Genomic DNA, 25173 nt, shown 5'->3' on the forward strand with positions numbered 1-25173 from the left:
TTCACAGACTCAAAATGATCATTAACGAAAAGGACGGGAGTATAACAAAAACTCAAATACAGCTCTATCAGCAAATCATCAACTAATCCGCTTTACTTTTGTCAGCAAGGATAATGACACAGCCGATCTTTAGGCCTCACACTTGCGCCCTCAAGCCGAGCAGAGTATCTTTGCCCCGCATTGACGAATAGGCACTATTTATGACTGATTTTATTTACCAACCACCGACCACTCCTTGGCTAGATATTCTTTATCAAGATAAAGACATTATCGTCATCAACAAACCTTCAGGATTGTTGTCTGTGCCCGGTCGCGACCCCGCCCATTACGACAGTGTCTATGCCCGGGTAAAAGCAGAGCATCCCCATTGTCAAATCGTCCATCGCCTCGATATGGCGACCTCTGGCGTGATCGTTGTCGCCCTTATTCGTAGCGCCGAGCGGGAATTAAAACGTCAGTTCCACGATAGAGAAACCAGCAAAACCTATTATGCAAGGGTTGCAGGCCATGTCAAAAATGACACTGGCAGCGTTGATTATCCACTGATCTGCGACTGGCCAAATCGCCCTAAACAGAAAGTCGATCATCTTGTTGGCAAACCGTCTTTGACTCACTACCAAGTAATGAGCCGCGCCAAACGCTCAACGCTGGTTAAACTGACGCCAATCACAGGCCGCTCACACCAATTACGGGTGCATATGATGGCGCTAGGTCATCCGATCTTAGGCGATGGTTTTTATGCCGACTCACTGGCAAAATCCTTAGCGCCTCGACTATTACTACATGCAGCAGAGCTCACCATCAAACATCCCTACTCGGGCGTCAGTATAACTTTTAGCGCAAAAGTCCCTTTTTGTGAGCCTTTGGGCGAACAATGATCACTAAAATCAAATAATACGGGCAAAATCGCTAGCAATTCCCCATAAAAAAACGTAACTTTATGACAATTCACTACGTTATAGAGAGTTTATTTATGGATACCGCATTTCAGCGCGATCAACTCGATAATCATATCCTCGAAGCCCTAATGCAGGATGCCCGCACACCCTTTGCCGAACTCGCTAAACGCTTTAGCGTTAGCGCCGGCACTATCCATGTTCGGGTAGAAAAAATGAAGCAAGCGGGGATCATTACAGGTGCGCAAATCACGGTAAACCCTAAAGCCCTAGGCTATGACGTTTGCTGTTTTATCGGTATCAACCTTAAAAGCGCTGGCGATTACCCCGCCGCTATCGCCAAACTCAACGCTCTCGAAGAAGTCGTCGAAGCCTATTACACCACAGGCAACTACAGCATTTTCGTAAAGGTCATGTGCCAATCCATCGACGGCTTACAACACGTGCTCATCAATCGCATTCAATCTATCGATGAAATCCAATCAACAGAAACCTTGATCAGCCTACAAAACCCAATCGTCAGAGCGGTTAAGCCTTAAACAGGAAAAACAGCAAACTACCTGCAAACAACATAACAAACCGCAAAGTGTGATTAACATCTTTTTTACCGCAAAAGTGTTAACCATACGATATATTTGTGTTACAACTTCATTGCTGACACCAAAGAGTACAGCAAAAACTATAACAATTCAGCTACGGGCACGTTTAATAAAGTGCTGAAAGCATTAATTGACAAGGAAGAAGTTGTGAAGACAAAACTATCGATCGCTATCTCCGCTGCACTACTCTCAAGCGCAGCTATTGCTAACAGTGAATTTACATTTAAACCTTACTCACCCGAGATCACATCTCACGATAAATTTAGCAAACCTAAAGTGGCAACAACAAATTTAGGTGCACCACAACGTTTTATTGTTGAAATGGAATCTCCTGCACTCGCTAAATACCAAGGTGGTATTGGCTCGTTTGCTGCAACAGCTTCAGCAAAAAAAGGTCAAAAAATCAACGTACAGTCAGCTGAAGTAAAAAGCTACGCCAATCATCTTACAAAAGAGCAGAACAATTTTTCTTCTGCTCTAGCTAAAACAGTACCTAATGCAAAAATAGAACGCCATTTTCAAACATTATTTAATGGTGTCACTGTTGTTGGCCAAGGATTAACCGCTGAAAAACTGGCTCAAATGCCAGGTGTTAAATCAGTCTATCCAGAAACCATGTATGAAATAAACATGGATGCTTCTCACCAAGTTATTAATTCCCAAGCAATGTGGGAAGCCGTTTCTGGGATGGAAAATGCAGGTAAAGGAATTAAAGTCGCAATCATTGATGGTGGCATTCGTCCTGAAAACCCCATGTTTACTGACGCTGGCTTTACCGCACCAAGTGGAAATTTACCATCGGATGACTATTGCTCGACTGTTGATGCATCTTTCTGTAATAACAAACTGATCGTTGCGCGTTGGTCGCAACCTACATTCCCTGTTTGCGCTGATGAATACATGAGCCCACTCGGTTTTGGTGGCCATGGTACTCACGTAGCAGGAACCGCCGTTGGCAATAAAGTATCAACAACCTTCAAAGAAATCCCTGTTGAGTTATCAGGTGTTGCTCCAGCTGCTTACTTAATGGTTTATAAAGCTCTTTATAGTAAAGCTGACTGTACTGGTGGTAGTGGTTCAAACATCATGTTAATGGAAGCCTTAGAGCATGCTGTTAATGATGGCGCAGATGTAATCAATAACTCTTGGGGTGGTGGCGCAGGTGGTGACCCAGCCAGCAGCCCATACAAAACCATGTTTGAAGCTGCAGAAGCTGCGGGTGTTGTTGTAGTTAGCGCTGCCGGTAACGATGGTAATGGTCCTCAAACTATTGGCTGCCCAGCTTGTATTGAATCAGGAATAACTGTTGCTAACACTACAACAGGGCGTTTTTTCGCTAATAGCTTTAATACCGGTGGAGGTGATTTACTTGCTATCCCAAGTTCTGATGCTGTGCTCTCAGAAGATGTTACCGCTCCAGTGATTGCGGCCGTTAATTTAGACGCTGAAAATGCTAATGGTTGTGATGCCTTTGCTGCGGATTCGTTCAAAGATGGCATTGCATTGATTTCTCGCGGAACATGTAACTTTTCATTGAAAGCAACAAACGCAAAAGCTGCAGGCGCTAAAGCCCTTGTAGTTTATAACAATGCGGCAGGTGCACCGACGACTATGTCTATGCCTGGCGAACCATTCCCTGCAGTCATGATTACGAAAGATGCAGGTTTAGCTGTAATCGAAGCAATGGGAGATACTGCAACAACTGGTACTATAGTTGCAAAAACTAAACGCATCATGGTTACTGAACTTGCTGATAACCTAAATAGCACCAGTTCACGCGGTCCTGATGGCAACCAAAATATTCTTAAACCGGATATCGCAGCACCTGGTACCAACATTCTGTCAGCTTTTTCTCCTGATGATGGTGGTGAAGACTTTAATATGATCTCTGGCACCAGTATGGCAAGCCCTCATGTTGCAGGTGCAGCAGCTCTTATGAGCCAACTGCACCCAGAGTGGAGCGCAAATGATATAAAAACGGCTCTCACTTCTACGGCTAAATATGAAGACATTCTCGATGATGATGCAACAACCCCAGCAACTCCATTTGACATGGGTGCAGGTCGCATGGATTTAGATGCTGCAGCCAAGGCAGTATTAACCTTTGACAAACCTTCAATTGCTTCAGACTCTTGCGTTGGTCCATGCACCTTCACTCGTACTGTCTATAACAAAAGCGATGCAACGACATCTTGGAGCTTATCAACTTCATCAGATAGCACAGGCATCACAGTATCCCCCTCTACCTTAGAACTTGCCGCAGGAGCCTCTGCCACGTTTACTGTAACCGTTGACTCAACTTTCGCTGAATATGGCGAGTGGATCTTCGGAAACATATTAATCAACAGCGCGGAAGGGTTACAAAATGCTCATTTACCTCTAGCTGTTTTGGCTAAAGAATCAAGTAATGCATCCTTAATTTCTACACTAACAACCAAAACAGATATTACTGCGAGTGACGTGATCCCATTGGTTGCAACTGTGAACAATAATGTATTTGCAAATACAGTCACAGTAACAGCACAAGCGCCTAAAGGTACTAAACTAACCTCAAAAGATGATGTAAAAGTCACTTTAGCAGGTGCAACACAAAATGGATTGCAGGTAAATGAAGATTTGGGCTTAGTGACATGGGTAGGCCAACTAAATTTACCTAAAATGGCAACAACCAAAGGTGCTCAAAGATTTCCAAGTATCGTTGGCTTAGGTGTTGTTCCCGTTACTTGCCCTGAAGGCTGTGATGAACAAGCCTTTACTTTTACAGTTCCAAGCTTTAAATACAACGGCGTGAGCTACAGCAAAATAACAATCTCAGACAATGGTTTAGCGATTGTTGGAGGCGGAAGTGCAAGTGGTACTTTTGCAAATAAACAATTACCAGATGGTAGTAACCCAAATAATATCCTTGCTCCATTCTGGTCTGATTTCGACTTATCAGATAAGTCTGTCGGCGATACTGGTGGCGGTGATTTAGCTGTTGGAGTATTCACAGATGGCGCTGGAGTGAAATGGTTAGCTTTAGAGTGGAATAAAGGCCAACTCTATGGCGACACATCAGGTACAGCTTATACATTCAGTGTTTGGATTAGGACAGGTGATACTGAAGAGGTTGTCTTCAACTATATCAATATTCCAAATATACCTGCAAACGTCACTATTGGTGCTGAAAACGTAGGCGGTACTATTGGGACGACTTATAACTTTAATGGTACAGGTGGCAATATTTCTACAGGTGATGCATTAACCTTAAAAAATACAACGGCAGGAAATGTCACTATTAACTACGATGTTACAGCGACATCACTCAATGTTGGACAAGCCGATGTAATTGAAACCAACGAAGAAGCTTTAGTCTCAATTGATGTCTTAAAAAATGATATCAAACCAGATATGAAAGTTGCTCGAGTATCAATTACAGGTGATGGCATTACGGCAAATGCCCAACGCATTATTGATATCATGCCAAAAGGAGCATTAGGCAGCTTAGCTATTGTACAAGCACCTTCACACGGCACTGCTTCAATCAATTCAACAGGTGGAATTGATTATACACCTGCAGAGAATTACTTTGGTCCGGATATGCTTAGCTATACATCTGCAGACGAAGATGGCAATACTGGCGCTGCGGCAATTGTTACCATTGACGTAAAAAATGTAAATGACGCACCAACAGTCGCTCCAGTCGGTTCAACTGGTGTTGAAGGTTCTGTGTTAACAGCAAAAGCTAATGGCGCGGATATAGATCAAGATACCTTGACTTATACTTGGACTCAGACGAGTGGAACTCCAGTGACCTTCACCAATGGTGGAGAGGTAATAAGTTTCACCGCACCTAGTGGAGCACAAGATCTGGTCTTTACAGTAACAGCGTCTGACGGAAAATTAGAAAGCAATCCTAGTACAGTAACGGTTAAAGTAACGGCAAAACCAATACCTCCAGCTAAAAAAGATGATGGCGGAGCATTAGGTTGGCTAACCGCCTTATTGTTACCACTGGCGGCAATGCGTCGTCGTATGAAGTAACGAGTTGTTGACACTAAAAAGGGAGCCTTAATGGCTCCCTTTTTCTATTACGCTCTAAAGAAATATGTCTAGGAACGCAGGCCAATTCCGCGCGAGACTAAGTAATACGCTAAGGTCCAAAGTGCAACACAGAAACCGATCATAATGGCGATGGATAATGGCACGCTGATATCGGCAAAGCCTAAAAAGCCGTAGCGGAACACGTTGATCATATAGACCACAGGGTTAAGTGCCGACACGCCTTGCCAAAATGGGGGCAAGAGTGACAGGGAGTAAAATACGCCGCCAAGGTAAGTTAATGGGGTAAGCACAAAGGTGGGGATGATACTGATATCGTCGAAGCTTTTGGCAAAAACAGCGTTAATTAAGCCACCCAATGAAAATAACACTGAAGTTAAAAACACTGTCATCACCACTAAACCTGCGTGATGTAAGCTAATGTCGACAAAGAACATGGCCACTAACGTCACTATCAGGCCAACACACAAACCGCGCGCCACGCCGCCACCTACGTAGCCAGCAATCAGCACATAATGGGGCACTGGTGCCACCATCAACTCTTCTAAATTACGTTGAAACTTGGCACTGTAAAATGAGCTAGCGACATTCGAGTAAGAGTTAGTGATCACCGACATCATGATCAAACCAGGGGCGATAAACTCCATATAAGATACGCCGCCCATTTCTCCAATCCGGCTGCCGACTAAGTTACCAAAGATCAAGAAATACAAGGTCATGGTAATCGCAGGCGGCACTAAGGTCTGGATCCAAATTCGCGTAAAACGATTGATCTCTTTACTTAAAATACTTTTAAAGGCAATAAAGTAGAGCTGATTCATGCTGAGGCTCCCTGAGTTTTCTTCACAAGTTCGACGAAGAGTTCTTCTAACCGATTAGACTTGTTACGCATCGATAGCACTTCAATATTGGCTGCGCTCAATTGGCTAAAGACATCGTTAAGATTATGCTCTTTCGCTACATCTACCTCTAAGGTATGAGAGTCGGTTAAGCGACAAGCCATACCATCGAGCACGGGGGCCGTTTCAGTATCGCGACGAAGATCGAGAATAAAAGTCTCCATATTCAGCTTACTCAGCAACGCCTTCATGCTAGTGCATTCCACTAAAATACCTTTATCGATAATACCGATATTACGGCAAAGCATTTCCGCTTCTTCAAGGTAATGAGTGGTCAGGATGATCGTCACGCCCTGCTGGTTTATTTGTTTGAGGAACTCCCACATAGAGCGGCGCAGTTCAATATCCACACCTGCGGTAGGTTCATCTAAAATCAATAACTTAGGTTCGTGCATCAGCGCGCGCGCAATCATTAACCGTCGCTTCATGCCGCCAGATAATTCTCGCGAAGGGCTATTGCGCTTTTCCCACAGATCCAGTTGACTTAAATATTTTTTGGCACGCTCAAGGGCGATAGGTTTTGGCACACCATAGTAACCCGCTTGATTCACCACAATTTGCAGCACGGTTTCAAACTGGTTGAAGTTAAACTCTTGTGGCACTAAACCAATGCAGAGTTTGGCGTGTTCTAGCTGCTTATCGATATCATAATCAAAGACTTTGACCGTACCTGAACTCTTCTGCACTAAGGAGCTAATAATACCAATCGTGGTGGATTTACCCGCACCATTGGGGCCGAGCAAGGCAAAGAAATCCCCTTGATTGACGGTGAGGCTAATGCCTTTGATCGCTTCTACGCCGCCTTTATAGGTTTTTTTAAGCCCTTCGAGTACCAGAGCATGGGTAATATTCGCCATATTTGTACCGATCCTTACACATTAGAAAGTAATAAGATGGTGCTAAAAAACACAATTACAATGATGGGTTGCAGAACTAAAGCAAAAAATTAGCTAATTGATTGAAAAGAAAAATTTAATGATTCAATCATTAATGCTTTTTATATTGCCGCAAAAAGCAAAACTCCCGCCTGTTGCGGGAGTTTTAAACTGTATCGGACACTTAATCGAGTGGTACGACTTTGGCGATATAAGGTAGATTGCGATACTGCTCAGCATAATCAATACCATAACCTACGATAAACTCATCAGGGATAGTAAAACCGATAAAATCGACCTTCACATCCACTTCACGACGCTCAGGTTTATCCAACAGGGTGCACAGTGCAAGACTCTTAGGCTCCCGCAGTAACAACATCTCGCGCACTTTGCTTAAGGTGTTACCTGAGTCAATCAAGTCTTCCACAATCAATACATCGCGACCGGCGATATCTGATTGCACATCTTTCAGCACTTTCACATCCCGTGAGCTGGTCATAGTATTGCCATAACTGGAAACCGACATAAAATCGATTTCAACATGGCCTTTAATGCGGCGACACAGGTCAGCCATAAAGACCACTGAGCCTTTTAACAAGCCTACCATCAGCAGACGTTCACTGTGGGCATAATGGGCATTGATTAGCTCGGCCATTTGATCCAATTTCTGGCTTATCTCTTCAGCAGAGATCATCACTTCGGTGGTGTGTTTCATATAAGTCTCAATTGTCGAGGTCGCGGTTAGACTGTTTGTCATAACCCCAGCGACTCGTTAATGCATGGTCAACGCCCAAATGATCGAGAATTCGAGCGACCATGAAGTCTACCAGATCTTCTACCGATTTGGGATTGTGATAAAAGCCGGGTGCAGCGGGCATAATGGTCGCGCCGAGGCGAGAAAGGCTTAACATATGCTCTAAGTGTATGGCACTAAAAGGAGTTTCCCTAGGTACTAGGATAAGTTGGCCGCGCTCTTTAATCACCACATCAGCGGCGCGTTCGAGTAAATTATTACTCATTCCGGTAGCAACTGCCGCTAACGTCCCCGTTGAGCAAGGACAAATCACCATTTGTTTAGGTGCAGCGCTACCCGATGCAGGCGGTGAAAACCACTCATCTTTGCCTAATACCACTAACTCGCCAGCAATAATCACGCCTTTTTCGTGCAGCAAAGCCAACAACTGGGCATGGGCTTTGTCACTGTTGGCGCTTAACTGTAAGCCGTGTTCCGTCGCCAATACCACTCGAGCGGCACTAGAGATCATCAAAAACACTTGATATCCCGATACCAACAGACACTCGAGTAACTTAAGCCCATAGGGAGCACCCGAGGCGCCCGTCCAAGCTAAGCTAATCGCCTTAGTCGACTTTGCATAGGCCATCTTAGCTAACCTGCTCTACAGTTGAAGCCTGTTCTAATGCGGCCAGCAGCTTCTTATGTAACCCACCAAAACCGCCGTTACTCATCACCACTATGGTGTCACCTGCTTTGGCGGTTGCTGCGACTTTGGCGACCACATCATCAATTTGATGTAACACAGTCACAGGGATCACCGCCGCTTCCATAGCTTCTTTCATATTCCAGTCGATGGTATCGGCTTGATATAAAAAGGCTTCGTCGGCTTGCATCATAGAAAAGGCTAAAGTGTCTTTATGGACACCGCTCTTCATGGTATTTGAGCGCGGCTCGAGTACCACAGTAATCTTGCTCTGCCCAACCTTAGCCCGCATACCTTTTAACGTGGTCGCAATGGCCGTCGGATGGTGGGCAAAATCGTCATATACGCTAACACCGTTAACGGTTCCGAGTAATTCGAGTCGACGCTTAGGTGGCATAAACTTAGCTAAAGCTTCAATTGCAGCACTCGGCTTAACGCCCACGTGGCGTGCGGCAGCAATAGCCATCATGGCGTTTTCAATATTGTGTTGACCAATCAAATCCCATTCGAGAATGCCTTGAGATTCGCCATCAAAAAATACTTCAAAGCGATGGCAATCATCACTTAACGCTTTGCCATACCAACCGCTGGTCGATTCGGCTAAATGATAGGTTTCTTGCTCACTCCAACAACCCATATCAATCGTTTGCTTAACGGCATGGGAATCGGCGGGCCAAATGATCTTGCCTTCACCAGGAACGGTGCGAACTAAGTGGTTAAACTGTTTTTGAATCGCAGCCAGATCGGCAAAAATATCGGCATGATCGAACTCAAGATTGTTGATCACTAAGGTACGCGGATGATAATGCACGAATTTCGAACGTTTATCGAAGAAGGCACTGTCGTATTCGTCGGCCTCAACGACAAAGAAAGCGGTCTTGCCTAAACGTGCCGACACACCAAAGTTTTGCGGTACGCCACCGATTAAGAACCCAGGCTCATAACCACAATCATCTAAAATCCAGGCTAACATGCTAGAAGTCGAGGTTTTACCGTGAGTCCCAGACACTGCCAGCACCCAACGCTCAGGCAAAATATGATCGGCTAAAAACTGTGGGCCAGAGGTATAAGGGATGCCAATGTTCAACACGGCTTCCACACAAGGATTACCCCGGCTCATGGCATTACCAATCACAACTAAGTCAGGATAGTGCCCAGCTTCGCCCAGCTGGCTAGAATCAAAACCTTGAATAAGCTCAATGCCTTGGTCCTCTAGTTGCGTGCTCATTGGAGGATAGACATTGGCATCCGAGCCCGTCACTCTGTGCCCTTTGGCCCTAGCCAATAACGCTAGACCACCCATGAAGGTTCCACAAATCCCTAAAATATGTACGTGCATACCGCTCGCTCTGATGTGTTGAATTCACCGCCATTCTAATCCATCGAGCGACAGATTGGCAGGTAACAATCGGGGAAAAGCACAGCAATCACAAATGACAGTTTCAAAATCAGTAGATTTCACATTTGAGCTGCAGAACTGAGATTTTTAGATAACAGGTCAACTAACACAAGGCCGAAAACTGTCGCAATGCAGGTACTAACGTAAGTCACGGTAGAGCTGAGCGTGCTGGCTACGGTGCCGACTAAATAAGAATTGACGTAACGCTTCACGCTCTTCGGTTTCGGCCTGAAACTTAACGAAAGCCAGACCTTTCTCGCTACGAATAGGCTCGATATCGACGCGCATAGTCTCGCCATTGGGCAATTGTAATTGCAAGTCTTTACTGCCTAACAATTGTTTAAATTGCTGCTGTGATTTAGCACGAATGGCCATGCCAGAACTAGATAGCGAGGCAACAGACCATTGCTCACCTTGATCGTGGTCGAATATCCACACATCATCGGCTTGAGTTAACCGCCAACTGCGCTCCACTCCCGAGGCATCTAGCACTTCAGGTACACCTAAAGTGGGTTGAAACTGTCCAAAGTCATCCACTTTCATCAGTAGCGGAAACCAGAGTTTATAGGGTCCGACTTCGGCCAATAAAGTGAGTTTTGCCTTGCCGAGAATCGAGGCGATAACTTGCGGCACTTCAGTTGTGACTGTGAGCACATGATTGACCAGGGGATCGTTAGTCAAGGCAGTGCCCACACGAGTCGGCGAAAAAAGTTCGCTAAAACAAGCAAGCTCCTCCGCGGATAATCGAGGTTCATCCATCATGATAAGTCCTCCCGAGTTAAATTCCTTACCCCAAAAAGTACCACCAAAGTATGGGATTGTACATTTTTACACCAAAACAGTGGCAAAAAACGGAATATAGGCTAGCAAGGCTAAATTCAAGACTCTATTAGCCATTTGCGCTATTTAACTTGGAAAATGCAGTGAATTGTTATTCTTCGCTTTTTAAACTGCTGGAAGGCGGAGCAAACAAGATACGCAGTCGTTGTTTAACACTCAACCCTGTCGCTGTGACCTCTGCAAACATGTCTCGCCATTCACTAAAAGTCACTTTAAAGGGACTAAAACTATTCACTGGCTTAGTGATGCCGTAAATCACAGTATCTACCTCGGGCTCAAAAGTGCCAAACAGCTTGTCCCAAATAATCAGCACACCCGCATAGTTTTTATCTATATATTGGGGATTACGACCGTGATGCACCCTGTGATGTGATGGAGTATTGAAGACCCATTCCAGCGGTCCGAGTGATTTAATCGCTTGGGTATGCACAAAAAATTGCAATCCCAGATTGAGTAATACCACAAACACCACCCAGTTTGGATCGAAACCTATGACCACCAGCGGTAACCAAAATACCCACATGCCTGCAAAGGGATACATTAAACTCTGACGAAACGCAGTGCTAAAATTCATATTCTCAGAGCTATGGTGCACCACGTGAGCCGCCCACATCCAGCGGACTCTGTGGCTCGCCCTGTGGAACCAGTAATAACAAAAGTCCTGCGCGACCATCAAAGCAATAAAGCTCAATGGGCCCATTTCAATATCGAATAACTTCCAACCAAAAATCGCCAAATACAGCTTAGCGATCAACAAACCAGTGAGTAAATCAGCACCTTGATGCATGGCCGCGAGGCTGAAATTACACAGCACTTCTTGGCCGCGATAACGTGCACTTAACGGTAGCCTTTGTCTTTTATCGCCAAAGTACCATTCCAGCAAAATACACACGAAAAACAAAGGTGCGAGCACCAGCAGTAACAATTCTGGGTGCTGGATCAGCGAGGCGATATCCATATAAGATCATCCTGTTCTATTTTTATTTTATGATTATTTTTATTGTTACTTTTATAAAAACTCTAACTGCATTCTATAAACCGCATTCAACGCCACAACGCAGGCAGCTGCGGTTCGTTAGTCGCCGTTAGCTACCAGCGGGCATAATGATCTTCGGCGAGTCCCAGAACATTATTTAACTGGTAACTGTGTCCTTGATTATCGGTAATCGTGCCGCTGAAATGACCGATGAATTGGCGGAAATTACTCTTAAGCAAGAGCAAATTACGCTTTTCACTGCGACAATTGCGCGCCGCAAACTGCAAATCCACTTGGCCATTTTGACTGTAGACTCGCCAAACCTCGGCGCCGAGCGTGGCATGGCGATCAAACTCAAATTGCACTGGCCCGAGTAAATGACGTTCACCATTAATCCAAAAGACATTTTCAGTAGCCCCAGTTTCATTGACACCCGCCGCTAAATTAAGTCCCATAATGCCCTCATGGATCCGCGCGTTAATTGACGCCCAGCGCCAACTGGTATCACGGCGCATGTAACCCGCCGAAAAGTCATAGCCTGCTAAAGCTTGATTCAGCGGCTGCGGCTCATGACCCACAGTCAAACTACCTTTAACGGTCAAACCATTATGCTTTTGTGTGTAAGTCCAGCCGTTGTATCCAGTAGGACTACACATAGCCATAGGCAAACTTAAGGGGGCTGAGTGCAAAGTCACATCGGCTTGAATGTTTTTAGTATCAATCACTAACCGCCAACCGCCCTCTACAATCTCAAAGCTTAACTGCGCCCCTTTACGGCCAATACTACTTCGGCCCTCGGCTGGCGATGGCGTCATTTGATAGCCAAACCTCAAAGGTTTTAGCCAATCAAGCTGGGTGAGTGTGTTGGTTTTTATGTCGTATAAATAACAAAAAGCACTGCCGACGTAGGCAATATCGGCAAGCGCGATGCCTAGGACATAACGCGGCGTGACCAAAGAGACAAACTGAAATTGTTTATAATCGAAATGCTTAGCCCACGCTGAAGCAGATTTATCCATAGTATCGAAATAGGCAAAGTCCGCTAAACCTAAAGTTTTGACTATGCCATCGAAATGACCAAAATGGGGTAACCCCTTCGGATTGATCAGGCTATCTGGGGCGATTTGCGTTGCTATCGTTAACATGACTAAGCCTTACAAAAAAGACGCGGGAGCATCTATGCTCTCTCATTCTAAACATCGAATTTTTACTCTAACCTGTCCCCCATTGCATTAAAAGAGTGCAAGGACAAAATGTTGTAATTTTGTTGCCAACCAGTATTCGGTTTAATGTTTTAAATTCCTTGTTTGTAAAACGATTAAAGCGCCTAAAGGCGCTTTAATCGTTGGATAAGGAAAGATTAGAATCGGTAGCTAATACCAAAGTTGATCCCCTGTAATTCAAGCTCTTTCATCGGGATATATTGGTATTCCAAATTCAAACCGAATCCTGACTTAAATCGATATTGCCAGCCTGCAGCGCCATAAAAACCGACATCATCCGAGTCCATATCTTGTTTATCTATCTCATAGCTGACTTGAGTGTAAGCAGCGCCTAATTTGGCATACAAGCTGTTACCACGAGACAAAGCATACTCACCGTAAGCCGCGGTTCTAACACCTTGGTAACGTAAATCTTTTATCTCACTGATGACGCTAACAAGCGCACTCGCCACCCCACCTGAACCCGCTAAATAACCCGCCTCAAACCCAAAATGCTCGTTGAGCATATAGCGGTAATATAAGTCGCTGGTTAAGGTGTCACCCGCATCATATTTACCGTTCTTAGTTTCAAATTCTTGGGTACCGTAACCTAAACTACCACCCAGTATATGGGCAGAATCGCCCGCGAGCGCATTGGAGCTCATCATGCCTGACGCCAGCATCAGGCCAACAAATAACGAAGTGAATGATATTTTTTCCATATTTAACCTGCCTTCCATGCCTTGTAACTATGCGAATAAATGATGTGAATGCACAGAAAACACGGATGTGAATAATGAGCACAAGATATTAGCAATAAAAGCTGTACCTCAACTGAATCACGGTGTTCTGTAGCATCAAAAGTGATTTCTGGTATGCTGTAGCCACTTTTACTTGTACGAGAGATCCCATGAAACGGCTATTACTGACCTTGACTTTCCCCCTGCTGTTCGCGGGCTGTGCCAGCCAAAATCCGACTCATATGGCTTTCAGCCCTCAAGTGCCCAATATCAGCCAACAAACGGCGCAACTTGTACCTATCGCTCTTGAAACGGTAGATACACGCACAGTCGATTATGTTGCTCGTTTTATTGAAGAAGGGACAAAAACACGTTTAGTTGGCCCGAGCGAACCGCCTAAACTGTTACTTGATGAAGTATTCCGCGCAGGTTTTGCTCAAGCGGGCTACCAAATCGACCCAAGCGCAACTAATTCAGTGCAAATTCAATTAGAAGAATTGCAAATGGATATCACTAAAAAGACCTTTGGCTATGAGGCAAAACACAGTGTGTTAATCGCAGTTCAAGCCAAAAACTCCACCCAAGAGCTGGTTAAACGCTATAAAGCCAAAGGCACTTTAAAAGGTCCTTTAACGCCCGATTTTGCAACTTTAGAACTGGATATGAACAAATTGCTCGGCCAACTTACCGGCGAGATTCTAAACGATCCTGAGCTTAATCAGTTTCTACAAAAATAACAGCGTCAGTTTATTATAAGGAAATCAATATGCTCCGTTGGATATCAGCCCTCTTGCTCATCTTGATGAGTCATCATAGCCTCGCACTCGACATTCAGGCCGATACCTTGTATCCCAGAGTCGAATTTGATACTAGCTTAGGCAAAATAGTGGTCGAGCTAGATAGAACTCGTGCACCAATCACTGTCGATAACTTTTTAACTCATGTCGTTAAAGGCGAATACGACAACACAATATTTCACCGCGTGATCAGTGACTTTGTGGTGCAAGGCGGCGGACTCACCCCCAAGTATGAAGAGCTCCCCGAGGGTAAGCCGATAGTCAACGAATCAGGAAATGGCCTAACAAATAGCATGGGCACTATCGCCATGGCACGTGAAAACGAGCCGCACTCAGCCACTCGTCAGTTCTACTTCAACGTAGCCGACAACACTAAGCTCGATCCCTCTAAACGTCGTTGGGGTTATGCCGTATTTGGTGAAGTGATTGAAGGTAAAACCGTCCTCGAAGCTATGGCTGTCGTTGAGACAGGAACTAACACTAAGCTCAATTGGCCCGATGTTCCTGTTACCCCTATCATATTGAAAAAAGCCAAGTTATTACCAAAACAGTAATCAAAATATAATTTCGAGCAAAAGCGCTAATTTTGCATCTATACTGTGATAGTAAACAGAAAGGAGGCAAACGATGACGGCAACTGAGTTCATCGATAATAAAGCGCCCCAACTCGCCTTCTATGGAAAAGCGTTTTTGAGTGAAGAACTCGACTTCAATGAAGTGCAACTTTACTTATGGGACACGTTAGAAGAATGGCAGCAACTGAATTCGACTGGCGAAGCGCAAACGGAAACTGAAAAAGTGTTTTGGCACTTGCTCCACAGCTTTAACAGGTGGCCTGACTGTGTGATCCGCGGTAATCAATATCTGCGTAAGCAAGTAAATGATTGCTGTGACTACCTGAGTTTAGGCGGCCGAGTGCCGCAGGGATGCATCGGGATAAGACCTTAAGTTCAGCATTCCTATCGATTAAAAATGGCCTGTAATAGGGCCTTTTTTATTTCGTAAACCAATTCCTCGTGTGTACATTATTACGCTCTCCTTACTATCAAGATCAATGCTAGCGATAAAGATAAGCGGTAAACTTTTAGCTACAAGCAGTTAACTCTCGAGCCATATTCAACCATCTTATAGTGCTAAACGGGACTCCAAAGTAAAAGTAATACCATTAGCCCTTGAACCCTATGGCACCTTACCCGTAAGCTAAGCGGATTAAACACTTAGACTCATGCCTATGTCTGCAACAGGTTTTATTCAACGTACACTCGATGCCCTCAGTGTCTATTATCACAAGCGGGTTTTGATCCTGTTATTACTGGGTTTTTCTGCTGGTCTACCATTAATGCTGGTATTTTCAACGTTATCCTTTTGGTTGCGTGAAGCTGGTGTTGATCGCACTTCAATCGGTTATTTCAGCTGGATAGCCTTAGCCTATGCGTTTAAATGGGCTTGGTCACCCTTAGTCGATCGGCTTTCATTGCCGCTGCTAACTCGATTTCTAGGCCGCCGCCGTAGCTGGATGCTGTTCGCTCAGTTATTATTGGTTGGTGCCATCTTAGGCATGTCTTTTAGTGATCCCCTCAAAGATCTCGAGCGCTTGGCACTGTTCGCGTTAATGGTCGCCTTTGCCTCAGCCACCCAAGATATTGTTATTGATGCCTTTCGGATTGAATCAGCCCCAGAAAAGATGCAAGCCGCACTAGCAGCGGCCTATCAAGTGGGTTATCGCAGCGCCATGATTATCGCCACCGCAGGCGCGCTAACCATAGCGGCTTGGGTTGAACCCGGTAACACGGCATACAACTTAGTGGCATGGCAAACTTCTTACCTGATTATGGCGGGCTTGATGTCTGTTGGGATTTTGACCACGCTTTTTAGCCGCGAACCCGAAGTCGATACCCGCGCCGCCGATGCCACTGAATTAGCGCTAAAACAACGCTTAAGTGCCCGTTATCCTAGAATTATCGCAGCGGGCATATCTTGGGTATATACGGCCAGTATTTTACCCTTTATCGACTTTTTCAAACGCTATGGCCGCAGCGCTATCCTCATCCTATTACTGATTTCTTGCTACCGGATCTCGGATATTGTGATGGGGATTATGGCGAACGTCTTTTATGTGGACATGGGATTCACTAAGGAAGAAATTGCCTATTTGAGTAAAATCTATGGCCTGATCATGACCTTAGTCGGCGCAGCCTTCGGCGGTGTTTTGTTAGCCCGCTTCGGAACTATGAAAATCCTTTTCCTCGGTGCCTTACTGGTTGCCGTAACCAATCTGCTATTCGCATGGCAGGCAGTGATTGGCTACAACGTGCCCTTTTTAACCTTTGCTATTTCCGTGGATAACTTCAGCGCTGGGATAGCCACGGCGGCATTTATTGCCTATCTCTCGAGTCTCACTAGCAACGGCTACAGTGCAACGCAATATGCCTTACTGTCTTCGATTATGTTGCTTTTCCCTAAATTTATCGCGGGCTTCTCGGGCGCTTATGTCGACGCATTTGGCTATGTGAACTTCTTTGTCGCTGCCAGTGTTATTGGCTTTCCAGTGTTGTTTTTGGTTGTCTTAGTCAACAAGTATGCCCCGCATCCAAGCACATCATTAATGGATGATTCGTCAAAAAGTGCACCAACAAACTCGGATTAAGGTCTCATAGCACTTATGTCATCAATATAAAAAAGCCCTCACACCTTAGTGTGAGGGCTTTTTTATATTTAAAGACGAAATGGCAAACGCGATACTGCATCACGTTAAACCAATTCTGCTCGATTAATCTTTAAAGTTATCAAATTGGAAAGGCTGGCCTAACTCAGACTCACGTGCCAACGCCATGACAGCTTGTAAATCGTCACGTTTTTTACCTGTAACTCGTACTTTCTCGCCCTGAATAGACGCTTGCACTTTAAGTTTGCTGTCTTTAATTAGCTTGACCAGTTTTTTAGCAATTAAGGTTTCTATACCTTCTTTAAACTTCACTTTTAGGGAGAAGGTTTTACCGCTGTGGATGGCTTTCTCATCGACTTCCATCGAAGACGGATCCACATTACGTTTGCTCAGTTGCATACGTAAAATGTCCACTAATTGTTGGCATTGGAAGTCATCTTCAGCGGTTAACGTGACCACATGGTCCTTATATTCCACGTCAGCCGTTTTACCGCGAAAATCGAAACGTGTCGCCAGCTCACGCTTAGTATTATCAACCGCATTACGCAGTTCAACTTCATTCACTTCTGACACAATATCCATTGAAGGCATAGTTTTTATGTCCCATATCAAATTAATATGCAGCTAGTTTACCCACACACAGGCCTAAGTTGAAGGTAAAGCCTAGAATAAAAGCGTAATCATGGGTGACTTTAGCCACACATTTTCCTATCATTGCCCCACTCTAAGCTAATACAAACATATTTGTGATAACTAAAAACACCCTATTTAAGCTGGCTTTAGCCGTAGCCTTTGTCGTGATCAGTTATCTGGTATTTTCCAGACCAACCTATTCGCAAAGTATTCCGAATATCGACAAGGTAGGCCATCTTGGGAGCTTTTTTTGCCTCTCCTATCTCACCTATCTTGCTTTCAAACCTAAGTGGTATTGGTTATCTCTCACACTGGCAAGCTACGCCATTTTAATTGAGTTGGTGCAATCACGTTTGCCCTACCGTAGCGCTTCTGTGGGGGATGTTATTGCCGACTTTTCGGGTATTGCACTGTTTTACTTTTGCAATTGGGCCTATGGCAAATACTTCCGCGCAGCGCAATTGCGAGAAGATTAACTCAGGTGCTTCAAACTGGTACTGATAACAGATACCTTAAGGCTACACATATGACTCTTGCTGTGAACATAAATCGCGTGGTGGATATTGCGATTTTAGGTGCTGGTGCCGTTGGGCAGCTTATTTGCCACCAACTGACTACAGCGGGCATGAGTGTTGGTCTTATCGGCCGCGATTCAATTGCATCTATACAGCAGACACTTAGCGTCACTCCATTAGCGCTGGCCAATGATAATCAACAGAAAACACAAGCACTCCAGTATTCTGTGCCTATCTTAGCGGCCAATGCGCTCGATAATATCCGCCTCGTGATTGTCTGCGTCAAAGCCTATCAAGTGCTCGATGCACTTTTGCCCTTACTTAACCAACTGCCCAGACAATGCCACATTTTGTTGTTACACAATGGAATGGGACCTCATTTAGCCCTAGCGCCGCTAATTGATGCGCAAGCTGATGACAGAGGGCTAAGCCTAGGGACAACTTCCCAAGGAGTGTTACGTCAAGCCAGTTGGCAAATTAGGCAAACTGGACAAGGGCTAACTCAATTTGGGCATTTTGCAGGTACAGAGCTCACTGAGCATTATCGCAATGCTTTACTGACGGCTATCCCCAACAGTGAATGGGTGGATGCCATTGTGCCTTGTCTATGGCAGAAACTCGCCGTTAATGCCGCGATTAATCCGCTTACAGCACTATATCAATGTCCTAATGGCACACTCGCCGAGCCAGATTTTAGTGACATGATTAAAGGCATTCTCGACGAGTTAGTCACGGTTGCCACACTCGAGGGCGTGCCTCTCGATAAACAATTGTTACACGACAGGGTCTATCAGGTGATCCGCCTCACTGCGGGGAATTTCTCATCGATGCACCAAGATATTGCACACCAAAGACGAACTGAAATAGACCAAATTAATGGTTATATCTGTGAGCGTGCACAAGCGCACGGTTTAAGTGCACCAGTTAATGCTGACCTCTGGGCGCGCGTCAAACAGCTAGAAGCTTAAGCAAGAAAACTCACATAACAAAACTCAATATAACATTATGTTTAATTGATATAATTTTTAATTTTTTGCTAAATCCCCACTTTTTACTTACCGCATTAAAACGCGAATCACCCTAGCGCCATACTCACTCGGCTTTTACCGCACTCATGCTAGTCAAGCAAATTTAACTTGCACCAATAATGCGCACCAAATCAGGGCAGATTAACTTTGCTTTGCACCGTTTTGCATCAAAATTTTAAGCTATTTCGGTGCATTTTAATGTTAACGCAATGATAATAAATGCTTTGTCTATATGGCCTAATTCCTGCTTTATTCCAATCAATTGAGTCTGCAGCTTGTTGGAGAGAAAATTGAAACTGGTCACCGCAATCATTAAACCGTTCAAATTAGACGATGTACGTGAAGCTTTAACCCAGCTCAGCGTCCATGGCATGACAGTCACTGAAGTACGTGGTTTTGGCCGCCAAAAGGGCCATACGGAATTGTATCGTGGTGCTGAATATGCAGTGGACTTTTTACCTAAGATTAAACTCGAAGTTGCCATTCATTCCGATCAAGAAGATGCCGTTATTGATGCCATTATTGCTGCAGCCCATACGGGCAAAGTGGGTGATGGCAAAATCTTTGTGACTTCGTTAGAACAAGTGGTGCGCATTCGCACTTCGGAAGAAGGAGTTGATGCCCTATGATGCTAGTGAGCTTCAGACTCAGTATTAAATACCTATTGATATTATTCAGTGTATTGACGACGAACGCCGTCGCCGATGATGGTCAATTTAGCGCTGCAAATACGGCGTGGATCTTAAGCTCATCCGCATTAGTGTTGTTGATGACCCTGCCAGGATTAGCCTTATTTTACGGCGGTTTAGTTCGCAGTAAAAACGTGCTTTCAATATTGATGCAATGCTTCTCTATTGCCGCCCTAGTGTCAGTTTTATGGTTCGGGCTAGGTTATTCACTCGCATTCGACACAGGTAACAGTCTCATCGGTGGCTTAGACAAAGCACTACTGTCAGGTATTGGTCGCGATAGTCTTAGCGGGGATATTCCCGAGCCGCTGTTTATGCTATTTCAAATGACCTTTGCCATCATAACGCCAGCTTTAATCATCGGTGGTTTTGCCGAGCGAATGAAGTTTTCAGCTGTGCTTATCTTTTCAGGTGCTTGGTTATTACTGGTTTATGCGCCGATCACCCACTGGGTTTGGGGCGGTGGCTGGTTAGCACAGCTAGGACTGTATGATTTCGCAGGCGGAACCGTGGTGCATATCACCGCAGGGGTTGCTGCGCTCGTGGCCGCTAAAGTGCTAGGTCCACGCAAAGGATTTTTAAACTCGGCCATTATGCCGCACAACCTGACGATGACTGTCACAGGTGCGGGCATGCTGTGGGTGGGTTGGTTCGGTTTTAACGGCGGCAGTGCGCTAGGCGCTAACGGCACCGCAGCCATGGCGATTCTAGCCACTCATCTCGCCGCTTCTATGGGCGCGATGACATGGGCGGCAATTGAGTGGATTAAGTTTGGTAAACCCAGCGCCCTTGGCATAGTCACAGGCATGGTAGCGGGCTTAGGCACTATCACTCCGGCGTCTGGTTATGTTGGCCCAGCAGGCGCCTTAGTCATAGGTTTACTCGGTGGAATCGTGTGTTTTTACTCAACGGTTTATATCAAACAGAAACTTAAAATCGATGACTCCTTAGACGTTTTCCCCGTGCACGGTGTCGGCGGTATTCTTGGTACTCTTTTGGCAGGAGTCTTTAGCTCGACCCAATTAGGCGTTTTTAGCGGCTACGGTTTTGCGACTATGAATAACACTATGATAGACCAACTTGGGGTACAGATTATCGGGGTTGCGGCGACATTCACTTATACTGCGGTGGTCACTTGGTTGCTGTTTGTGATCATCCGTAAGCTACTTGGCGGCCTTCGCGTCAGCACAGAACAAGAAGTTAACGGCTTAGATTTATCGGAACACGAAGAAACGGGTTATAGCCTTTAATCAGAACCTCTAGCCAGAACCTTTAGTTAAGACAGTTGAATAGCCATAAGGGTACCAAGGCGCCCTTATGGCTGACTTACATCATGATGCTACTTTTTGAAATGTTCGACTAACCATAACTTTAAATCCCCCAACTTCATCGGCTTAGCAAAGAGATAACCTTGTAAAAAATGGACTTGGCGACTGGTCAAATAATCTGCCTGCTCCTGGGTTTCAACCCCTTCAGCCACCACCACATAATTCATCTTATGAGAGAGCTCAATAATGGTATCGAGCACGTGGGAAGTCACGGAATCCTGCCCTATGGTATCGATGAAGCATTTATCGATTTTCAAGTAATCTAATGGCATGGTTTGTAACAAAGATAAGGTTGTTTGCCCAGTACCAAAGTCATCGATAGCCACTAAAATCCCCAACTGGCGTAAGCTTTCAATGCGCTGGCAAATATCCGGCGTTAATAATTGCCGTTCGGTGATTTCGATTAAAGGCTTAACGCCAATACGATCCAAAGAATCCCGCAGATGAATAAATTTCGACTCTATATCATCTTGGGTAAAATGCTCTGGCGCCACGTTAAACGCGACTCTAAAGCCCGATTCAACCTTCATATTAGCAAAATCTTTTAATGCCTTTTCGAAGATATAATTGGTCAATGGAACAATCAACTTGCTCTCTTCGGCGATAGGAATAAACAAATCAGGCCGCACTAAGCCCATTTGTGGGTGCTGCCAACGCACTAATGCCTCGACTCCTTTGGCCTTACCGTCCTCAGCACAGATCACAGGCTGATAAACCAAAAAGAACTCTTCGTTCTCTATCCCGCTACGAATATCATCAGCAAGGGAGTGACGAGATAACCGTGAATAGAGCACAAACAAGATAGAACCCGTAATCAAAATAATGCTAAAGGGTAATGAGATGGCAAAAAATATCCAAAAAAAATGCCTAAAAAAAGCAGGTGACATTTCTAGTAACACCGAAAAACGATGATCCTCAGAATCTAAAGTCATTACCTCATTTTTGATAAACTCGAGTGATTCAGGAATCGTTTTACCATTGATGGATAAAGCGACATTGATAACTGCGCTAGGAAACACATCGGGCTGTACAAAGGAATCTAATAAATATTGTCCTTCAATAATGACAGCAGCGCCGTGTTTAGATTTAGGGTCCCATTTAGATGACACTATCGCGGGCACCTCAGGCATAAAAGGCGTGCCCGTAATAATAAACTGGTTAGATATTTCAAGATTTTCGGTAGCACTAACAATGCTCAGGGGAGTATCAATATCACCGGTTTTAGAAGAGCAATAAACATGTTGTGAATCATATATTAAAGCCGAGCGAAAGTAGGGTTGGAACAACATATAGTTGTATAACTCTTGACACTCAGAATCCTTCAATGCCAATGCATAATGGCTGATTTCATTAGCATGGGACACCAAAGTATCAATATGACTCACATAAATAGCCCCCACACCTTTGACTTTATCTTCAACAAAATACTGTGCAGAGAGATAACTTGCGACAGCAGCAATTCCAATTGGAAACAATATGACTGCCAGCCATTGCCATAATGACAGATTTAATTTTGCTAACTTTTTTCGCATATATCCTTAACTCGCACAGCGCTCGGTTAAAAATGGTATCAAAATCTATGGAGCAAGACGTGTGTATATTTGTATCTCAGCGAATGTTTGCTTGATATAAACACACTGAATCGAGTTCTATTTTAGTCTAAAAAACCATCACACCTTCTATTAATTTAGTCTATTCCCACATCACCAAAATAGCGGCGATAGCGATCAAGACTAACCCTAGCATATCTTTTATCTTTACTTTTTCCTTCAGCCAAAAGGTGGCAATCAAGATCATAAAGAAAACTTCAACTTGACCTAAGGTTTTAACATAGGGCACAGCCTGCAACGACATAGCACTAAACCAACCGATAGAACCTAAACAACTGGCGATGCTTGTCAGTAAAGTCAACTTAGGTCGTTGCCATAATGCTATCAGCGTAAATTTATCCTTAAGCAACAAATAACTGACTAACAGCAAAGTTTGTAGGCCTATCACAAATAGCAACACCCAAGCTGCGCTATGGGGGTCAAACATAAACTCGCTTCTCGTACCCAAAGCGATGTCAGCGCAAACGAAGTACCACAGGCTAAACCAATCAATACCGTATTGAGCGACAGACTTCGCAGGCCTTGTTTGGCACTCATGAGAAAAATTGCCACACCACCCAACAACACTCCCGACCAACCTAAAAGGGATAAATGCGTCCCAAAAAACACTGTGCCTAAGATCGCCGCGACCACAGCTTCACTCTTGGCTAGCCCAGCACCAACGGCAAAGTTCTGTTGCTTGAACAATTTCACCATCAAGCCCGTCGCGAGAATTTGCATCGCCGATGCTCCGAGAATAAAACCGATAAAACGGTCGCTAAAATCGGGGATTCCGACATCCTGCCAAAGATATAAGCTCGCCAAATACACGGCGGCAATCGGCCCAGCCCAAATAAAACGCGCTAAGGTCACGCCCGCAACACTCACTTCTTTACTCAGCTGGCTTTGAAACGCATTACGCCAAGCCTGCATAAATGCCGCCAGCAAAGTGAGTAAGATCCACATAAAGGTATTCCGTAAAGAATCTGGTCGGCTATAAAAACAAGATTGTTAGGCAAAGCCCATCATAAAACATTAATGTTTCAGATAGCTACGGGGCTATACCAATCACATTCCTCGACTGAAAAACAAAAGCCCCGAACGAGTCGAGGCTTTAGGATTAAGTCACTAATTCATTAAGTCTTAGCTTGCGATTACTTACTGGTATCGATTGGCTCGAAGGATTTAACCAAATCGTCGATCGCTTTCATTTGCTTCAGATAATTTTCTAACTGATGCAAAGGCAGCGCACATGGGCCATCACACTTAGCGTTATCAGGATCAGGGTGCGCCTCAATGAATAGACCCGCTAAACCCAGCGCCATACCACTGCGCGCTAACTCGGTCGCCTGTGCGCGACGTCCACCCGCGGAATCTGCACGACCACCAGGGCGTTGCAGCGCATGGGTCGCATCGAAAATCACCGGATAGCCAGATTGCTTCATCTCGTCCATACCCAACATATCAACGACTAAGTTGTTATATCCAAAGCTTGAACCACGTTCACACAGGATGATCTCGTCATTACCCGCTTCGTTAAACTTAGTGATGATATGGCGCATTTCATGTGGTGCTAAAAACTGTGGCTTTTTCACATTGATGATAGCGCCAGTTTTTGCCATAGCGACAACCAAATCAGTCTGGCGTGCTAGAAATGCAGGTAACTGAATAATATCAACTACTTCTGCCACTGGCGCACACTGATGCACTTCATGCACATCGGTGATCAAAGGTAAATTAAAGGTCTTTTTAATCTCTTCAAAAATCTTTAAGCCTTCCTCCATACCTGGACCGCGGTAAGAGTTAATCGAAGAACGATTCGCCTTATCAAAAGACGCCTTAAATATATAAGGGATCCCCAGCTTTTGAGTCACTTCGGCATAGGTTTCAGCAATCGACATCGCGAGATCGCGAGACTCAAGCACGTTCATGCCACCAAACAACACGAAAGGTTTATCGTTGGCAATCTCGATTGAACCTAGGTTTATGATTTTATTACTCATCGCAACTTCTCTCTAAAATG

23 protein-coding genes and 1 pseudogene are annotated in these 25173 nt (G+C 44.7%); 11 read left to right on the top strand and 13 right to left on the bottom strand.

What is annotated here, in order from left to right; genetic code table 11:
* The first annotated feature begins 200 nt into the window (after nt 1-200).
* The 3 genes from rluA to L5M11_RS14945 all read left to right on the top strand — a co-directional run bounded on the left by rluA (nt 201) and on the right by L5M11_RS14945 (nt 5518).
* The gene (gene rluA / locus L5M11_RS14935) at nt 201-878 is read left to right on the top strand and encodes a bifunctional tRNA pseudouridine(32) synthase/23S rRNA pseudouridine(746) synthase RluA (RefSeq protein WP_263179478.1); all 678 of its coding nucleotides are present in this window, start codon (nt 201-203) and stop codon (nt 876-878) included.
* A gap of 95 nt (nt 879-973) precedes the next feature.
* On the top strand, nt 974-1435 hold the full coding sequence (asnC, locus tag L5M11_RS14940; protein ID WP_006080290.1) for a transcriptional regulator AsnC: 462 nt from the start codon (nt 974-976) through the stop codon (nt 1433-1435).
* 207 nt (nt 1436-1642) lie between these two features.
* Complete coding sequence (locus tag L5M11_RS14945; RefSeq protein ID WP_263184407.1) at nt 1643-5518, top strand: S8 family serine peptidase; 3876 nt, start codon at nt 1643-1645, stop codon at nt 5516-5518.
* A gap of 68 nt (nt 5519-5586) precedes the next feature.
* Here L5M11_RS14945 and L5M11_RS14950 read toward each other — a convergent pair whose 3' ends face one another.
* The 9 genes from L5M11_RS14950 to L5M11_RS14990 all read right to left on the bottom strand — a co-directional run bounded on the left by L5M11_RS14950 (nt 5587) and on the right by L5M11_RS14990 (nt 13849).
* Nucleotides 5587-6357, bottom strand: a complete 771-nt coding sequence (locus L5M11_RS14950) for an ABC transporter permease (RefSeq protein ID WP_006080287.1) — start codon at nt 6355-6357, stop codon at nt 5587-5589.
* Nucleotides 6354-7292: an ABC transporter ATP-binding protein gene (locus L5M11_RS14955; RefSeq protein ID WP_263192617.1), complete on the bottom strand. Its 939-nt coding sequence runs from the start codon at nt 7290-7292 to the stop codon at nt 6354-6356. Before L5M11_RS14955 ends, L5M11_RS14950 begins: the two co-directional genes overlap by 4 nt.
* Before the next feature lie 202 nt (nt 7293-7494).
* Nucleotides 7495-8025 (bottom strand): hypoxanthine phosphoribosyltransferase, encoded by a 531-nt coding sequence (gene hpt, locus L5M11_RS14960; RefSeq protein ID WP_028761726.1) that lies wholly within the window; start codon nt 8023-8025, stop codon nt 7495-7497.
* Nucleotides 8026-8032: 7 nt separating this feature from the next.
* Nucleotides 8033-8692, bottom strand: a complete 660-nt coding sequence (locus L5M11_RS14965) for a flavin prenyltransferase UbiX (RefSeq protein WP_028761725.1) — start codon at nt 8690-8692, stop codon at nt 8033-8035.
* A 1-nt stretch (nt 8693) separates the two neighbouring features.
* Nucleotides 8694-10088, bottom strand: a complete 1395-nt coding sequence (gene mpl / locus L5M11_RS14970; RefSeq protein ID WP_263192619.1) for a UDP-N-acetylmuramate:L-alanyl-gamma-D-glutamyl-meso-diaminopimelate ligase — start codon at nt 10086-10088, stop codon at nt 8694-8696.
* A gap of 198 nt (nt 10089-10286) precedes the next feature.
* Nucleotides 10287-10910, bottom strand: coding sequence for a hypothetical protein (locus tag L5M11_RS14975; RefSeq protein ID WP_006080282.1), 624 nt, complete (start codon nt 10908-10910; stop codon nt 10287-10289).
* 169 nt (nt 10911-11079) lie between these two features.
* Complete coding sequence (locus tag L5M11_RS14980) at nt 11080-11946, bottom strand: sterol desaturase family protein (RefSeq protein WP_263192621.1); 867 nt, start codon at nt 11944-11946, stop codon at nt 11080-11082.
* Nucleotides 11947-12077: 131 nt separating this feature from the next.
* Complete coding sequence (locus L5M11_RS14985) at nt 12078-13109, bottom strand: DUF2804 domain-containing protein (protein ID WP_263192623.1); 1032 nt, start codon at nt 13107-13109, stop codon at nt 12078-12080.
* Nucleotides 13110-13324: 215 nt separating this feature from the next.
* A complete protein-coding gene (locus L5M11_RS14990) occupies nt 13325-13849 on the bottom strand; it encodes a porin family protein (RefSeq protein WP_372833719.1) in 525 nt (174 codons plus the stop codon).
* A gap of 227 nt (nt 13850-14076) precedes the next feature.
* Here L5M11_RS14990 and L5M11_RS14995 point away from each other — a divergent pair, with 227 nt between their 5' ends.
* The 4 genes from L5M11_RS14995 (at nt 14077) to L5M11_RS15010 (ending at nt 17350) form a co-directional block, all read left to right on the top strand.
* Nucleotides 14077-14643, top strand: a complete 567-nt coding sequence (locus L5M11_RS14995) for a YajG family lipoprotein (RefSeq protein ID WP_105250136.1) — start codon at nt 14077-14079, stop codon at nt 14641-14643.
* A gap of 29 nt (nt 14644-14672) precedes the next feature.
* Entirely contained in the window at nt 14673-15257 is a 585-nt protein-coding gene (locus tag L5M11_RS15000; RefSeq protein ID WP_131523723.1) for a peptidylprolyl isomerase, read from the top strand.
* Nucleotides 15258-15330: 73 nt separating this feature from the next.
* Nucleotides 15331-15651 carry a hypothetical protein gene (locus L5M11_RS15005; RefSeq protein ID WP_131523724.1) on the top strand — a complete coding sequence of 107 codons (321 nt, stop codon included), beginning with the start codon at nt 15331-15333 and terminating at the stop codon, nt 15649-15651.
* A 283-nt stretch (nt 15652-15934) separates the two neighbouring features.
* Nucleotides 15935-17350, top strand: a complete 1416-nt coding sequence (locus L5M11_RS15010; RefSeq protein ID WP_131523725.1) for an AmpG family muropeptide MFS transporter — start codon at nt 15935-15937, stop codon at nt 17348-17350.
* 123 nt (nt 17351-17473) lie between these two features.
* Here the strand turns inward: L5M11_RS15010 and L5M11_RS15015 are convergent, their stop codons facing one another.
* Complete coding sequence (locus tag L5M11_RS15015) at nt 17474-17959, bottom strand: YajQ family cyclic di-GMP-binding protein (protein ID WP_006080274.1); 486 nt, start codon at nt 17957-17959, stop codon at nt 17474-17476.
* A gap of 155 nt (nt 17960-18114) precedes the next feature.
* Here L5M11_RS15015 and L5M11_RS15020 point away from each other — a divergent pair, with 155 nt between their 5' ends.
* From L5M11_RS15020 to L5M11_RS15035, 4 genes are all read left to right on the top strand, one after another.
* Nucleotides 18115-18477, top strand: coding sequence for a VanZ family protein (locus L5M11_RS15020; RefSeq protein WP_105250138.1), 363 nt, complete (start codon nt 18115-18117; stop codon nt 18475-18477).
* Nucleotides 18478-18527: 50 nt separating this feature from the next.
* Entirely contained in the window at nt 18528-19484 is a 957-nt protein-coding gene (locus L5M11_RS15025; RefSeq protein ID WP_411569231.1) for a ketopantoate reductase family protein, read from the top strand.
* Between the two features lie 350 nt (nt 19485-19834).
* Nucleotides 19835-20173, top strand: coding sequence for a P-II family nitrogen regulator (locus L5M11_RS15030; protein WP_105250140.1), 339 nt, complete (start codon nt 19835-19837; stop codon nt 20171-20173).
* Entirely contained in the window at nt 20170-21483 is a 1314-nt protein-coding gene (locus L5M11_RS15035; protein WP_263192626.1) for an ammonium transporter, read from the top strand. Before L5M11_RS15030 ends, L5M11_RS15035 begins: the two co-directional genes overlap by 4 nt.
* An 89-nt stretch (nt 21484-21572) precedes the next feature.
* On the opposite strand, the gene L5M11_RS15040 is transcribed toward L5M11_RS15035, so the two are convergent.
* The 3 genes and pseudogenes from L5M11_RS15040 to kdsA all read right to left on the bottom strand — a co-directional run bounded on the left by L5M11_RS15040 (nt 21573) and on the right by kdsA (nt 25153).
* Nucleotides 21573-23093, bottom strand: a complete 1521-nt coding sequence (locus tag L5M11_RS15040) for an EAL domain-containing protein (protein WP_263184422.1) — start codon at nt 23091-23093, stop codon at nt 21573-21575.
* A gap of 160 nt (nt 23094-23253) precedes the next feature.
* A pseudogene (locus L5M11_RS15045) lies at nt 23254-24116 on the bottom strand (EamA family transporter).
* A 188-nt stretch (nt 24117-24304) separates the two neighbouring features.
* Entirely contained in the window at nt 24305-25153 is an 849-nt protein-coding gene (gene kdsA, locus L5M11_RS15050) for a 3-deoxy-8-phosphooctulonate synthase (protein ID WP_105250144.1), read from the bottom strand.
* Nucleotides 25154-25173: the final 20 nt, after the last annotated feature.

Origin of the sequence: Shewanella sp. SM87 (assembly GCF_025653705.1) — a bacterium.
GTDB classification, from domain to species: domain Bacteria; phylum Pseudomonadota; class Gammaproteobacteria; order Enterobacterales; family Shewanellaceae; genus Shewanella; species Shewanella oncorhynchi.

Bases quoted from the DNA above. Each gene is read 5' to 3' on its own strand.
- rluA (WP_263179478.1), top strand. From the start codon at position 201: ATGACTGATTTTATTTACCAACCACCGACCACTCCTTGGCTAGATATT.
- asnC (WP_006080290.1), top strand. From the start codon at position 974: ATGGATACCGCATTTCAGCGCGATCAACTCGATAATCATATCCTCGAA.
- L5M11_RS14950 (WP_006080287.1), bottom strand. From the start codon at position 6,357: ATGAATCAGCTCTACTTTATTGCCTTTAAAAGTATTTTAAGTAAAGAG.
- L5M11_RS14955 (WP_263192617.1), bottom strand. From the start codon at position 7,292: ATGGCGAATATTACCCATGCTCTGGTACTCGAAGGGCTTAAAAAAACC.
- hpt (WP_028761726.1), bottom strand. From the start codon at position 8,025: ATGAAACACACCACCGAAGTGATGATCTCTGCTGAAGAGATAAGCCAG.
- L5M11_RS14965 (WP_028761725.1), bottom strand. From the start codon at position 8,692: ATGGCCTATGCAAAGTCGACTAAGGCGATTAGCTTAGCTTGGACGGGC.
- mpl (WP_263192619.1), bottom strand. From the start codon at position 10,088: ATGCACGTACATATTTTAGGGATTTGTGGAACCTTCATGGGTGGTCTA.
- L5M11_RS14975 (WP_006080282.1), bottom strand. From the start codon at position 10,910: ATGATGGATGAACCTCGATTATCCGCGGAGGAGCTTGCTTGTTTTAGC.
- L5M11_RS14980 (WP_263192621.1), bottom strand. From the start codon at position 11,946: ATGGATATCGCCTCGCTGATCCAGCACCCAGAATTGTTACTGCTGGTG.
- L5M11_RS14985 (WP_263192623.1), bottom strand. From the start codon at position 13,109: ATGTTAACGATAGCAACGCAAATCGCCCCAGATAGCCTGATCAATCCG.
- L5M11_RS14990 (WP_372833719.1), bottom strand. From the start codon at position 13,849: ATGCTGGCGTCAGGCATGATGAGCTCCAATGCGCTCGCGGGCGATTCT.
- L5M11_RS14995 (WP_105250136.1), top strand. From the start codon at position 14,077: ATGAAACGGCTATTACTGACCTTGACTTTCCCCCTGCTGTTCGCGGGC.
- L5M11_RS15000 (WP_131523723.1), top strand. From the start codon at position 14,673: ATGCTCCGTTGGATATCAGCCCTCTTGCTCATCTTGATGAGTCATCAT.
- L5M11_RS15005 (WP_131523724.1), top strand. From the start codon at position 15,331: ATGACGGCAACTGAGTTCATCGATAATAAAGCGCCCCAACTCGCCTTC.
- L5M11_RS15010 (WP_131523725.1), top strand. From the start codon at position 15,935: ATGTCTGCAACAGGTTTTATTCAACGTACACTCGATGCCCTCAGTGTC.
- L5M11_RS15015 (WP_006080274.1), bottom strand. From the start codon at position 17,959: ATGCCTTCAATGGATATTGTGTCAGAAGTGAATGAAGTTGAACTGCGT.
- L5M11_RS15025 (WP_411569231.1), top strand. From the start codon at position 18,528: ATGACTCTTGCTGTGAACATAAATCGCGTGGTGGATATTGCGATTTTA.
- L5M11_RS15035 (WP_263192626.1), top strand. From the start codon at position 20,170: ATGATGCTAGTGAGCTTCAGACTCAGTATTAAATACCTATTGATATTA.
- L5M11_RS15040 (WP_263184422.1), bottom strand. From the start codon at position 23,093: ATGCGAAAAAAGTTAGCAAAATTAAATCTGTCATTATGGCAATGGCTG.
- kdsA (WP_105250144.1), bottom strand. From the start codon at position 25,153: ATGAGTAATAAAATCATAAACCTAGGTTCAATCGAGATTGCCAACGAT.